Raw genomic sequence first — 12,471 nt, 5'->3', positions numbered from 1 at the left:
CTGAACCGATGATCCCGAACGCATGCTCGATCCCATGCATCTGCAAGACCTTAACAAACGCTTCTTCCGTCGTCATCTTCATCGTCGTCGTTCCTGTAGCTTGCAGTGGCGGGCGGCCGGCATGCCCGCATCGAGCGCCGGCCGCGTCTCATTTCTATCTTCAAGGTCGCAATCCGGCGTCCTCGCGGCCAGCGCCGGGACCGGGCCGCCGCCATATCCGCCCCATGAACGGCAGCACCAGGATCAGCACGATGACTGCCATGATGGTGCCCGAAATGGGCCGCGTGAAGAAGACGGTCCAGTCGTTTCCGAAGCTTATCATGGAGTTCATGAACGCCTCCTCCGCCAGCGGGCCGAGGATCACGCCGAGCACCATGGGCGCGATCGGGAAGCGCAACCGCTCGAAGGCATAGCCGACGAAGCCGAACGCGATCATCAGCCACAGGTCGGTGATGTTTGAGCGGATCGACAGGGCCCCGACGAAGCAGAAGACCATGACGAAGGCCGAGACCACGGCTTCCGGCAGGTCGAGCACTTTGACCAGCGGGCGGATCGCGAAATAGCCGAGGACGCACATCAGCACGACGCCCAGGAACAGCGAGGCGAAGATGGTGTAGACCATGTCGGCAGACGTCAGCAGCACCTGCGGGCCGGGCTGGACGCCGTGCAGCATGAAGGCGCCCATGATCACCGCGGTCGCGCCCGATCCCGGTATGCCGAGCGCGAGCAGAGGAACCAGCGCACCGCCGACGGAAGCGGTGGCGGCAGCCTGCGGCGCCACGATGCCTTCCGGAACACCTTTGCCAAGTCTCTTCTTGCCCCTGTCGAGCTGTGATTCCACGCCGTAGCATACGAAGGAAGCGATGGTCGCACCGGCCCCCGGTACAATGCCGACGATGTTTCCCAGCACGGAGGAACGCAGGAACAGCATCTTGAATCCCAACATCTCGCGCAAGGAGGGCAGTTGGGTCTTCGCGCCGGAACGGGTGTCGATCGTCTTGGTCGTGAATCCGGTCTCAAGCCGCGACAACACCTCACCGACACCATAGGCGCCGACCATGACGACGAGGAACTCGATGCCGTCGGCGAGGATCGGCAGGTCGAAGGTGAAACGATAGGCGCCATAGGTGGCATCGCTGCCGACCGATGCCACCAGCAAGCCGAGTCCGAGACTGACGAGCGCATTGCTGAGGGAGCTGCCACCCAGCGCGATGACGCTCGCCAGCCCGAACAGCACGATGGCGAAATATTCCGGTGACGAGAAGCGCAGGGCGAAACTGGCGACGGGTTGCGTCATGAACACCATGATGATGCCGGAGATGAGGCCGCCAACCAGCGCCGCGACCAGCGTCCAGCCCAGAGCCTTGGCCGGTTGGCCCTTCTGCGCCATCGCGTAGCCGTCCCAAAGCAGCGGGACGTGGATCGGCTCGCCCGGTATGCGAAACAGGATGGAGGTGAACGCGCCGCCATAGGTTCCCGAGACATACATGGCGGTCAGCAGGATGATCGCGGAGGTGATGTCCATCTGGTAGGTGAAGGGCAGGAACAACACGACGCCCATGACCAATGTCAGACCGGGCAGGACCCCGACCAGCAGGCCGATCAGGATACCAAGCACGAGCACGGCCATGTGGACAGGAGTAAAGCAAGCCAGGAAGCCTGCTCCCAGTTGCGTAAGGATGTCGAGCATCGCGCTCTCCTCAACCTTGTTCGGTCAGAACATATTGACGATCAGGTCGGTAACTCGGTCGAATGGCGGTACGCCTCGCGGCAGCGAGACATAGACAAGGCGCATAAACAGGATACAGAAGACCAGCGTGCCCAGCGCCGCGTTGAGCCATATCGCCAGATGCCTGCGATAGCGCCCCACATACATGAAACAGACGAAATACAGGAATGTCGTGAGTGGAAAGCCGAGCCAGGGCAACAGGAGACCGTAGGCCACGGTGAGCGCCGCCCCGGCTACCAGAAGACGCGGGTACTTCGCAGAGACCTCTTCCTCCGCATCGTCAGCGGAGGTCAGGGTGGCGGCGAGACCTTGCGTATCGTTCGACCGGCCGAGGAAGAACGCCCTGGCAAGTTCATAGGCGCAGGTGATCCCGATCAGCAGGATAGCAGCCTTGGGCCAGAAATCTGGCCCCAACGTGCCCGGCCGCGCGGCATAGTCGATCCCGTCGGCTATGAACCAGAAGAAAACCGCCACCAGCAGCATCACTGCATAGGGCAGCCAGGCCGTCGTCTTCAGGCGTTCCATGTCGTTCCTCCCCGATTGGCCGCCAGTTCCGCGGTTGCTTTATTGCAAGGCGGCGGCCCGCTTCATGTCCTCCAGTTGGCGTGCCATGAAATCCGCCGCCTCCTGGCCGGTCAGGAAACTGTTCGCAACGCCGTATTGCTCCTCGAGAAAGGCCTTGTACTCGTCGGCCGCCGCGACCTTGGCGAGCGCCGCCGACAATTTCTCGATCGCCTCGAGCGGCGTGCCGCTGCGCACGACGATCGCCCGGAACTGCGGCAATGCCACATCGTAGCCCAGCTCCTTCGAACTGGGAACGTCGGGGAAGGCCTCCATCCGCTCCTCGCCGAATATCATCAGCGGCCGCATCTCGCCGCTATCGAGGAACTGCCGGACGTCGCCCGCCTGCTCATAGAGCAGATCGGCATGACCGCCGAGGATGGAGATGTATCTTTCGCCGGGCTTGGCGAAGGGAACCTGCACGACCTTCACGTCCTTCGCGGCCAGCGTGCGCAGGCTGAAATCGTCCACGCTGCCGAAGCCGAGCGTGGCTACCTTCAGCGTATCCGGCTTGGCCTTGGCGGCCGCCTCGAAATCGGCCCAGGTCGCATACGGGCTGTTCTTGGGTGCGAACAGAAACGACGGCCCCTGAATCATGACCGCGACAGGAACGATGTCGTCCATGCTCCAGCGCGCACCGGTGCCGGCCAGCAAGGCGTGGCTGTCGGCGATATAGATGGCCATGGAGTACCCGTCGGCGGGCGAGGCGAGAAGCTTGGCCATGCCCGTGGCACCGGTGCCGCCCGGCACATTGACCACGGGAATACCGACACCGAGCTCCGATTCGAGCATCTTTCCGACGAGGCGCGCGAGCTGGTCGGCGCCGCCGCCCGGTCCCCAGGGAACCACCAGTTCCACGGGCCGGGCCGGATAGTCCTGCGCCAGAGCCGATCCGGCACCGACAACCGATGCAAGCACGGCAAACGCGCCTGCCATTGCCATCTTCTTGAACATCGTTCTTCTCCTCCACTTGGGCAAGGATCGTTTCTTGCGACGATTGCCTTGCGTTGACGCATCCTTACTGGATGCCGGGACAGTTCATGACGGTGCCGACATATCTCTCTCCATGCCGGCACCCTCCTCCGACACCTTTGAAAACCGGGCGGGGCGACCCTGGAGTGCGGCGCGGACGGCCCCGACGATCTCGCCCGGCGTATCGACCACCCTGGCGCCGGCGTCTTCGAGCGCCCTGCGCTTGGAAGCATAGCTGCCCTTGTCGCCGCTGACGATGGCGCCGGCGTGGCCCATCTTCTTTCCGGCCGGCGAGGCACGGCCGGCGATGAAGGAGACGACCGGCTTCGTCATCGTCGCGGCATAGTCCGCGGCCTCCTCCTCCATCGACCCGCCGATCTCGCCGACGAGAACGACGGCATCCGTGTTCGCGTCCGCATCCAGCGCCTGCAATGCATCACGCGTCGTCGTGCCGATCATCGGATCACCGCCGATTCCCAAGAAGGCCGACTGGCCGAGCCCCGCCCGCGTCAGGTTGAGACAGATCAGCGTACCGAGGCTACCCGAGCGCGAGATGACGCCGACGCGCCCGGGCCGGAAGACGTTCGAGTTGTGTCCCGGCATGATACCCACAAAGGCTTCGCCGGGCGTAACCAGCCCGGCCGTGTTGGGGCCGACGATGCGCATGCCCGACGCGCGTGCTGCCGCATGCATTTCCATCACGTCATGCGCCGGAATATGCTCCGTCAAGGCGACCAGCAATCGGGCGCCGGCCTCCGCCGCATCAATGGCGGCCGCCTTCGCCATCAACGGCGGAATGAACATGACCGCGACCTCGAAGGGCTCCTCGTCCATCGCCTTGCAGGCCGTGGCAAAGACCGGCAGGCCGAGATGGCTTTCCCCCGCGCGCTTCGGATTGACGCCGCCCACGACGCGAGTTCCGCACTCTATCATCTTTTCGGTCCAGAATGTGCCCTGCTTGCCCGTCATGCCCTGGACGAGGACCTTGGTGGACCGGCGCACGATCAGGTTCATTGGCGGGTTCATCGGGCCGCCTCCACCGCTGCCTGCACGGCATCCTCCATCAAGTCGTAGGGTTCGATGCCGAGTTGCTGGCGCACGAGCGCGACCGCCCTTTCCTCGCCTGTTCCATGAATGGAGAAGAAGACCGGCACCGTGGGCTTCAGCGCCTCCCACGCCCGGACAACGCCCTCGGCCATCACATCGGTCCTTGCGAAAGCCCCGCAGAAGTTGACGACCAGGCTTTTGACGCCCGGATTGGACAGGACGAGATCGAGCGCGGTCTCGGCCTTCGTATAGGCCTCGCCGCCGATCTCGAGGAAATTGGCGGGCCGGCCGCCGAAATGACTGATCACGTCCATCGTCGTCATCGTCAGGCCCGCGCCGTTGGCGAGAACCCCGACATTGCCCTCGAGCTGGATGAACTTCAGGCCCGCCTCGACGCCCCGGCGCTCAAGCTCGCTCATCGGCTCCTCCGCGGCCATGGCCACCAGCTCCGGCTGCCTCGACGCCGACGAATCGTCCAGCGTGAGCTTCGCATCGAGCGCCACCACGCGCCCGTCGGCCAGTTCGGCCAAGGGATTGATCTCGATGAGCTCGGCATCCTTTTCCACGAAGAGGCTATGGAGGGCAGAAAGGACACGGGCGATGGCCGGCGCGGCATTGCCGAGATCGAGCCCGGACAGCATCGCTGCAGCTTCCTCGACACCGAACCGCTCGCCCGGCGCAATCGTGCGCTTGCGAATGGCCGACGGGCTCGTCGCGGCGAGTTCCTCGATGTCCATGCCGCCCTCGGCCGAGAAGAGCACCAGGGCACCGCGCGAGGCAACGTCCAGCAGGACGGCCGCGTAGAACTCGCGCGCGATTTCCGCCCGCTCCTCCAGAAGCACGCTGCTCACACGGTGGCCGCCGATCGTCATCGCAAGGATCTGTTCGGCGGTCCGGCGGGCGTCGTCTGGCGTATCGGCCGTTTTTATGCCGCCGGCCTTGCCGCGCTTGCCGGTCGGCACCTGAGCCTTGACCACACAGGGGCCGATTTCGGCGAAGGCGGCGGCGGCACCGGCCGGACTGTCGGCCACGCTTCCCTTCGGCACGGCGATGCCGGCGGGGGCGAGGACAAAAGTCTTGGCGACATGCTCTACGAAATTCATGGCGCCCTCCTCAGTGCCCGTACCTGGCCCAGTGCGGTCCGAACAGTTCCTCCTCGCTGGGGCGATCCTCGGGAATGACGGTCACCAGATGCGTTATGTTGAGGAAGTCGCGATAGCTCAGGTTCCACGAGATGGAGTTCTTCTGCCACGAGCCACAGCCCATCGACAGGGTGAAGCCGAGGCCTGAATCGAACCCGCCGCCATTGCCGAACGTATGCGCGAAATTGACCAGCACCCGCACGACGTCGAGGTCTTCCGCAAGCTCGCGCGCGTGGTCCATGTCCCTTGTGTGTATGCCGAGGGAATGGCCTCGCCCCTGATGATCGAGGATGCGGCGCACCGTCTCCTTGGCATCCGCGAAATCCCGGGCACGATAGACGGCTAGCACCAGCGCGAGCTTCTCGCCGGAGAGCGGATAGGCCTTCCCGATGCCGCTCTCCTCGACCATGAAGAACGCGGCATCCCGCGCGCCGGGCGACAGGGAGAATGCCTCAGCGAGGATAGGCGCGTCGCGCGCGATCAGATCGCGGTTGAGCTTGCCGTTGCGCCACAGCGTGCCGACGATCCGCTCCTTTTCCGCAACATCACAGAGATAGCCGCCCGCCCGCTCCAGTGCGGCGATGGCCTGGTCGTAGACGGCGTCGACGATCACGACGGCGTTTTCGGACGAGCAGGAGGTCGAATTGTCGAAGATCTTCGACGCGCAGATCTTGCGCGCAGCCTCGTCGAGATCGGCGCTTTCATCGATGATCACCGGCACGTTGCCCGCGCCCACGCCAATGGCCGGGGTGCCGCTGGAATAGGCGCGGCGCACATTGTCCTGGCTGCCGGTAACGACGACGAGGTCGACGGCACCCATGAGCGCCTGGGTCGCGTCCTTGGTGACAGGCTCGGGCAGAATCTGCACCAGATCCTGCGGCAGGCCGATCCTGGCGAGTTCAGCGCGCATGAACTCGACGGCGCGCGCCGTGGTCCGGTAGCCGAGCGGGGACGGGGCGATGACGATCGCATTGCGCCCCTTGATGGCCATCATCGCCTTGTTCACCGGAGTCGCGCCCGGATTGGTCGAGGGCGTCACCGCGCCGATCACGCCCATCGGCTTGGCATATTTGACGATGCCCTTTTCGCGATCCTCCTCGATGATGCCCACCGACTTTCCGCGCAGCAGATCGCGCAGCGTGCCGAAGGTCTTGCGCTGCTTCTTGGTGATCTTGTCGGCCACATTGCCAAGCCCGGTATCGATGACGGCAAGTTCGGCGACCTCGCGGGCATGCTCGGGCTTGTAGAGGGACCAGGCGAGCGCCCTGACCGCCTCGTCGGTCCGTTCCTGGCTCGCCTCGGCGAAACTCTCCTGGGCGACCCGGGCGCGCCCGACCACGGCCGCCACCATCGCCTTCGTTTCATCTGGCCCTTCCGTGGATCGCCCGTCTTCGGACCGCCGTTCTCTGGTCTCTGCTGGGGCAATCGTCATGTCGGCCATTCCTCCCGTTTGCCATGACGCACCGGCCCTCCCAGGCCCGGTGGCGAATGCCGAGCATCGCTGCCCGATCTCACAGTCAGCTTAGGTCTTGTGATCTTCTAAGAAAAATTTATTTTCTTCATCCAGGTCATTCACAGGATTTATGATGATCGACTTTGAACCAGGCGTGCTCCGGACATTCGTGGCGGTCGTCGAGACCGGCAGCCTGACCGGTGCCGGCCGGCGCGTGGGCCGCACCCAACCGGCCGTGACGCACCAGCTCAACCGGCTGGAGCAGGCGATCATGCGGCCGCTGTTCGGGCCCGACCGCAGAAACCTAGTGCTGACCGCCGACGGCGAGATGCTGCTCCATTATGCGCGCGCTATCCTGCGGCTCAACGAGGAGACCCAGGAGCATTTCTCCTCCCCGCCGCTGGAGGGGCGCGTCATACTTGGCACTCCCGATCTTTACGCCGCCTATCTGCTACCCGACATTCTGTCGCGGTTTTCCCGCTCCTATCCCGGGATCGAGTTGGAACTGCGCTGCCGTCGCAGCATCTATCTTGAAACCGCCCTGCAGGAGGGCGAGCTTGATCTTGCCCTGGTCACGCGCCAGCCCGAGGGAATGGAAGGACAGCTTGTCCGTCGCGAGCCGCTGGTCTGGGTCGCCGGCGCCGAAGTCCATCCAGAGGCGGACGAGGCGGTGCCACTTGCCCTTCTGCCGGAAGGCAGCGTCTATCGGGAACAGGCTCTCGAGGCACTGGATTCCGCACGCAGGCGCTGGCGTATCGTATCGGTCAGCGATTCCATCGCAGGGCTGCTTGCGGCAGTCCTTGCCGGGCTCGCGGTGGCTGTTTTCCCGCGGTGCGCCCTGCAGCCGGGGGTGCGTCGGCTGGGGCAGCGTGACGGCTTTCCGCCCTTGCCCCAGCTTGACCTGCTGCTTCTTCGCCGCCAGTCGAAAATCTCCGATGCCGCAAAACATCTGGCCGACTACATTGCACGTGAGCTGTAGGGATATAGTCAGCAACCAACACTGCCGACTACATGGATCACTTCCTCATGACGGCATCAGGCGCACGCCCGCCAAGTCCGGCTCATGCCGGCTCATGCGGTTTCGGCTTTCACCAGCTTCAGGTCGCGCGCGCTCAGCTCCAATATGCCCATGGAATGCCGCTGCGCGGCGGCGCTGTCGCGCATGCGCAGCGCCTCCACCAGCAGGCCATGGGCCCTGACCGCCTCCTCGCGCGTCACGACCGCGTTGTTGGACTGCTGCAGCATGTAGTTGAGAGCCGCCTCGATGGTGCGGGCAAGCTGGGCAAAGACCTGGTTGTGGCTGGCCTTGAGCAGGCAGGCATGGAACTGCGCATCGGCTTCGGTAAACGCCACGGGATCGTGCTCGCTGTCGCGCATCATCTGCCAGGCCTGCTCCAGGTCAGCGATCTCCTGGAGGCTGGCCTTTTCGGCGGCCAGCACCGCGGCGGCCGGCTCGATCACCTGCCGGGCCTCAAGAATGCATTCCAGCAGGCCGAGCTCGAGAATGGTGTCGCCCAGCCATTCGATCAGCTGCGGGTCGATGATGTTCCATTCGTCGCGCTCGCACACAACGGTGCCGACGCGCGAGCGGCCGCGCACCAGCCCCTTGGCCTCCAGAACCTTCAAGGCCTCGCGGATCACGGTGCGGCTGACACCATAGCGTTCGCACAGGTCGTTTTCCCGCGGCAGGAACGAGCCAGGCTGGAACACCGAGGTACAGATGTCCAGGGCCAGCGCGGTCGTCACGCCGCTCTTCACGCGGGGCCGCGCCATCGTCATCACTTCACTGCGCGCATCCTGCTCCAACCCATTCACGAACATTCCCTCCGCCGTATTTGCTACGGATTCCGTCACTGCCTTAGCGGCATGCCGCGTGATTATAAAGGAAATCATTCATCATACAAGAACCGTTGACTGGTGTGATGATAATGCATAGAGTTTCCCGGTCATTGCCTTAACGCGGCTGGAACGGGAGGTTATCCTTATGCGTTTTCTCAATACTATATTGTTGGCAGGGGCAGTCGTCCTGATGAGCATGGTTTCGTCCTTTGCCGACGACGTGAAGATCGGCTTTGTCGTGAAGCAACCGGAAGAGCCCTGGTTCCAGGATGAGTGGAAGTTTGCCGACATCGCCGCCAAGGAAAAGGGCTTCACCCTCGTCAAGATCGCTGCCCAGGATGGCGAGAAGGTCCAGGCCGCGCTCGACAATCTCGGCGCACAGGGTGCTCAAGGCGTGATCATCTGCACGCCCGACGTCAAGCTTGGTCCCGGCATTGTCGCCAAGGCCGCTTCGCTGGACCTCAAACTGATGACGGTCGACGACCGTCTCGTCGGCCCTGACAACCAGCCGCTGGAAGACGTTGCCCATATGGGCATATCGGCAACCAAGATCGGTGAGGACGTTGGTTCTGCCATCGCCGCCGAAGTCGCCAAGCGCGGCTGGGACTGGAAGGACGTCGGGGCGATCCGCGTGTCCTATGATCAGCTTCCGACTGCCGTCGACCGTGTCGAGGGCGCGCTCTCCAAGCTGAAGGAAGCTGGCCTTCCGGAAGCCAACATCTTCGACGCTCCGCAGGCCAAGACCGATACCGAAGCCGCGCTGAACGCCTCGACTGTGGTGCTCAACAAGAACCCGCAGATCAAGTACTGGGTCGCCGTCGGCCTCAATGACGAAGCTGTGCTGGGGGCGGTGCGCGCCACCGAAAGCGTCGGCATCGACGCAGCCAATGTGGTCGTTGTCGGCATCGGCGGTTCGGACTCGGCCATCAATGAGTTCAAGAAGCCCGACGCTACCGGCTTCTTCGGCTCGGTTATCATCTCGCCGAAGCGCCACGGCTATGAAACCGCCGTCAACATGTACGACTGGATCGCCGAAGGCAAGGAGCCGGAAAAGCTGATCCTCACCTCGGGCCAGCTTGCGCTGCGCGACAATTTCGAGGCCGTCCGCAAGGAGCTTGGCATCGAATAATTTGGCTGACGGCGCGGCCGGCTTCGCTGGCCGCGTTCGCCTGTCCTTGCCTGTCGATCCCGCATCGGAGTTGTCATGGCGTCATTTCTCGACTTCCGCAACATTTCCAAATCCTATCCCGGCGTGAAGGCCCTGTCGGATGTGTCCTTCGGCGTGGCTAAGGGTGCCGTGCACGGCATCATGGGCGAGAACGGCGCCGGAAAATCCACGCTCATCCGCATCCTGTCGGGCGACCAGCCGGCCAATGAGGGTACGATCCACATAGACGGCGTCGAACAGAAATACGCATCCGCCCGCGATGCCTTCGATGCCGGCGTGGTCGTCATCCATCAGGAACTGCAGCTCGTTCCCGAGTTGACCGTGGCCGAAAATCTCTGGCTCGGGCGCTTTCCTAACAAGGGCGGGGTCGTCAATCTGCGCGCCCTAACCCACCAGGTCGCCGCCAAGCTGGCCGATATCGGCATTGACATCGATCCGGCGCAGAAGGTGGCGAAGCTTTCGATCGGCGAACGGCAGATGGTCGAGATCGCCAAGGCGATAATGCTCGATGCGCGCATCATCGCGCTCGACGAGCCGACATCTTCCCTGTCGTCGCGCGAGAGCGAAATCCTGTTCCGCCTGATCGCCCGCCTCAAGGCGGAAGGCAAGGTCATCCTCTACATCTCGCACCGCCTCGACGAGATCTTCCAGCTTTGCGACGGGTTGACCGTGCTGCGCGACGGGCGGCTGGCCGCCCACCATCCCGACCTTGAGGGCGTCACCCGCGACCAGATCATCGCCGAAATGGTCGGCCGCGAGATTATCGACATCTGGGCTTGGCGCGGCCGCCCCATCGGAGACGAAACGCGCCTGTCGGTCGACGGCGTAAGCGGCCACTTCCTGCCGCAGCCGGCCAGCTTCAAGGCGCGACGGGGCGAGATTCTCGGCCTGTTCGGCCTCATCGGCGCTGGCCGCTCGGAATTGCTGCGCCTCGTCTACGGAGCCGATACGCGCCGCACCGGAACGGTCACCGTCGACGGCAAAGCCGTGTCCGGCAACAGCCCGCGCAAGTCCGTCGAAGCCGGCGTCATGCTGTGCCCGGAGGACCGCAAGTTCGACGGCATCATCCAGGGCCGTTCGATCGAGGAAAACATCACCATCTCCGCCCGGCGCAATTTCTCGCCAGTCGGTCTCATCAATCCGTCGAAGGAAGCCGACCTGGCCGAACGCATCATCAAGCAATTGAGGGTTCGCACCCCTTCGCGCAGGCAGGACATCGTCAACCTGTCCGGCGGCAATCAGCAGAAGGTCATTCTGGGCCGCTGGTTGTCGGAGAGCAACGTCAAGGTCCTGATGATCGACGAGCCGACCCGCGGCATCGATGTCGGTGCCAAGGCCGAGATCTACGAATTGCTCTACGGCCTTGCCGAATCCGGCATCGCCATTGTCGTCGTCTCCAGCGAGCTGCCGGAGGTGATGGGCATTTCCGACCGAATCCTGGTGATGTGCGAAGGCCACATCGCCGCATCCCTCGACAGGAGCGAGTTCAACGAGCGGGCCATTCTGGCGGCCGCCCTGCCCGATCGCTCGTCCGCTCCCGCAAACGAATTCGACAAGGTTGCTGCATCATGACGGCTGTCAAGAAACTCCTGCTCGGCGAACAGGGACTGGTTGTTCTGTTCGCGATCGCCTTTGCCGTGGTCTCGCTGACGGTTCCGAATTTCCTCACCGAGCGCAATATGCTGGGCCTGCTGCAGTCGGTAGTCACGATCGGCATCGTCGCCTGCACCATGATGCTGTGCCTGGCTTCCCGCGATTTCGACCTTTCGGTCGGCTCCACCGTCGCCTTCACCGGCATGATGGCGGTCATGGCCTCTAACGCCAGCGGCTCCATCCTGATCGGCCTTCTGGCGGCGCTGGCCTCCGGTTTCATCGTCGGCTTGTTCAACGGCGTGGTGATCGCCCGCTTCAAGGTCAATGCGCTGATCGCAACGCTCGCCACCATGCAGATCGTGCGCGGTCTGGCGCTGATCTCCTCCGACGGGCGTGCCGTCGGCATCGGCGACCCCAACTTCTACCAGCTTGCCTTGTCCAAATTCTTCGGCATTCCGACCCCGATCTGGGTGATGGGCGCGCTGTTCATCATCTTCGGCTTCGTGCTCAACCGCACCGTGTTCGGCAAGAACACGCTGGCGATCGGCGGCAATCCGGAAGCCTCGCGCCTGGCCGGTGTCAATGTCGCCTCGATGCGCACCTGGATCTTCGCCTTGCAGGGGCTAATCTGCGCCATCGCCGGCATCCTGCTGGCCGCCCGCATCACCTCCGGGCAGCCCAATGCGGCAACCGGACTGGAGCTGTCGGTCATTTCCGCCTGCGTTCTCGGTGGCGTGTCGCTGGCCGGCGGGCGGGCCTCCATGCTCGGCGTCATCGTCGGCGTCATGATCATGGGCATTGCCGAGAATGTCATGAACCTGCTCAACATCCAGGCCTTTTACCAGTATGTGGTGCGCGGCCTGATCCTGCTGCTGGCGGTGTTGCTCGACAATCTGCGCTCTTCCACCATCGCGACGCGCGGCTGACAATCGAAACGGCCGCGCCCCGAAACTGCGTGGCCGTTCCT

General features: G+C 63.7%; 11 protein-coding genes. 4 read left to right on the top strand and 7 right to left on the bottom strand.

Features of this window, described 5'->3' with window-relative positions; genetic code table 11:
• Positions 1-160: 160 nt before the first annotated feature.
• The 6 genes from ABID37_RS19740 to sauS form a co-directional block, all read right to left on the bottom strand.
• The gene (locus ABID37_RS19740) at positions 161-1,690 is read right to left on the bottom strand and encodes a tripartite tricarboxylate transporter permease (RefSeq protein WP_354197857.1); all 1,530 of its coding nucleotides are present in this window, start codon (positions 1,688-1,690) and stop codon (positions 161-163) included.
• Between the two features lie 24 nt (positions 1,691-1,714).
• On the bottom strand, positions 1,715-2,254 hold the full coding sequence (locus ABID37_RS19735) for a tripartite tricarboxylate transporter TctB family protein (RefSeq protein WP_354197855.1): 540 nt from the start codon (positions 2,252-2,254) through the stop codon (positions 1,715-1,717).
• A 39-nt stretch (positions 2,255-2,293) separates the two neighbouring features.
• Positions 2,294-3,244, bottom strand: coding sequence for a tripartite tricarboxylate transporter substrate binding protein (locus tag ABID37_RS19730; protein ID WP_354197853.1), 951 nt, complete (start codon positions 3,242-3,244; stop codon positions 2,294-2,296).
• Positions 3,245-3,328: 84 nt separating this feature from the next.
• Positions 3,329-4,288, bottom strand: coding sequence for a succinate--CoA ligase subunit alpha (sucD, locus tag ABID37_RS19725; protein WP_354197852.1), 960 nt, complete (start codon positions 4,286-4,288; stop codon positions 3,329-3,331).
• Positions 4,285-5,412 carry a succinate--CoA ligase subunit beta gene (locus ABID37_RS19720; protein WP_354197850.1) on the bottom strand — a complete coding sequence of 376 codons (1,128 nt, stop codon included), beginning with the start codon at positions 5,410-5,412 and terminating at the stop codon, positions 4,285-4,287. The genes sucD and ABID37_RS19720 overlap by 4 nt, the downstream gene beginning before the upstream one ends.
• Positions 5,413-5,422: 10 nt before the next feature.
• Complete coding sequence (sauS, locus tag ABID37_RS19715) at positions 5,423-6,883, bottom strand: acylating sulfoacetaldehyde dehydrogenase (protein ID WP_354197848.1); 1,461 nt, start codon at positions 6,881-6,883, stop codon at positions 5,423-5,425.
• Between the two features lie 154 nt (positions 6,884-7,037).
• Here sauS and ABID37_RS19710 point away from each other — a divergent pair, with 154 nt between their 5' ends.
• The gene (locus ABID37_RS19710; RefSeq protein WP_354197846.1) at positions 7,038-7,883 is read left to right on the top strand and encodes a LysR substrate-binding domain-containing protein; all 846 of its coding nucleotides are present in this window, start codon (positions 7,038-7,040) and stop codon (positions 7,881-7,883) included.
• Positions 7,884-7,975: 92 nt separating this feature from the next.
• On the opposite strand, the gene ABID37_RS19705 is transcribed toward ABID37_RS19710, so the two are convergent.
• Positions 7,976-8,719, bottom strand: coding sequence for a FadR/GntR family transcriptional regulator (locus ABID37_RS19705; RefSeq protein WP_435521599.1), 744 nt, complete (start codon positions 8,717-8,719; stop codon positions 7,976-7,978).
• A gap of 214 nt (positions 8,720-8,933) precedes the next feature.
• On the opposite strand from ABID37_RS19705, the gene ABID37_RS19700 reads away from it, so the two are divergent.
• The 3 genes from ABID37_RS19700 (at position 8,934) to araH (ending at position 12,430) form a co-directional block, all read left to right on the top strand.
• Positions 8,934-9,872 carry an arabinose ABC transporter substrate-binding protein gene (locus tag ABID37_RS19700; protein WP_435521598.1) on the top strand — a complete coding sequence of 313 codons (939 nt, stop codon included), beginning with the start codon at positions 8,934-8,936 and terminating at the stop codon, positions 9,870-9,872.
• A 75-nt stretch (positions 9,873-9,947) separates the two neighbouring features.
• Complete coding sequence (gene araG / locus ABID37_RS19695) at positions 9,948-11,483, top strand: L-arabinose ABC transporter ATP-binding protein AraG (protein ID WP_354197840.1); 1,536 nt, start codon at positions 9,948-9,950, stop codon at positions 11,481-11,483.
• Entirely contained in the window at positions 11,480-12,430 is a 951-nt protein-coding gene (gene araH / locus ABID37_RS19690) for an L-arabinose ABC transporter permease AraH (RefSeq protein WP_354197838.1), read from the top strand. Before araG ends, araH begins: the two co-directional genes overlap by 4 nt.
• Positions 12,431-12,471 lie beyond the last annotated feature (41 nt).

It is taken from the genome of Aquamicrobium terrae, from assembly GCF_040545735.1.
Taxonomy (GTDB): Bacteria; Pseudomonadota; Alphaproteobacteria; order Rhizobiales; family Rhizobiaceae; genus Mesorhizobium; species Mesorhizobium terrae_A.
Note: the sequence above shows the minus strand (reverse complement) of the source record. Positions and strands in the feature narration are given on the sequence as shown.

Coding starts and splice junctions, on each gene's coding strand:
- ABID37_RS19740 (WP_354197857.1), bottom strand. CDS start 1,690: ATGCTCGACATCCTTACGCAACTGGGAGCAGGCTTCCTGGCTTGCTTT.
- ABID37_RS19735 (WP_354197855.1), bottom strand. CDS start 2,254: ATGGAACGCCTGAAGACGACGGCCTGGCTGCCCTATGCAGTGATGCTG.
- ABID37_RS19730 (WP_354197853.1), bottom strand. CDS start 3,244: ATGTTCAAGAAGATGGCAATGGCAGGCGCGTTTGCCGTGCTTGCATCG.
- sucD (WP_354197852.1), bottom strand. CDS start 4,288: ATGAACCCGCCAATGAACCTGATCGTGCGCCGGTCCACCAAGGTCCTC.
- ABID37_RS19720 (WP_354197850.1), bottom strand. CDS start 5,412: ATGAATTTCGTAGAGCATGTCGCCAAGACTTTTGTCCTCGCCCCCGCC.
- sauS (WP_354197848.1), bottom strand. CDS start 6,883: ATGACGATTGCCCCAGCAGAGACCAGAGAACGGCGGTCCGAAGACGGG.
- ABID37_RS19710 (WP_354197846.1), top strand. CDS start 7,038: ATGATCGACTTTGAACCAGGCGTGCTCCGGACATTCGTGGCGGTCGTC.
- ABID37_RS19700 (WP_435521598.1), top strand. CDS start 8,934: ATGAGCATGGTTTCGTCCTTTGCCGACGACGTGAAGATCGGCTTTGTC.
- araG (WP_354197840.1), top strand. CDS start 9,948: ATGGCGTCATTTCTCGACTTCCGCAACATTTCCAAATCCTATCCCGGC.
- araH (WP_354197838.1), top strand. CDS start 11,480: ATGACGGCTGTCAAGAAACTCCTGCTCGGCGAACAGGGACTGGTTGTT.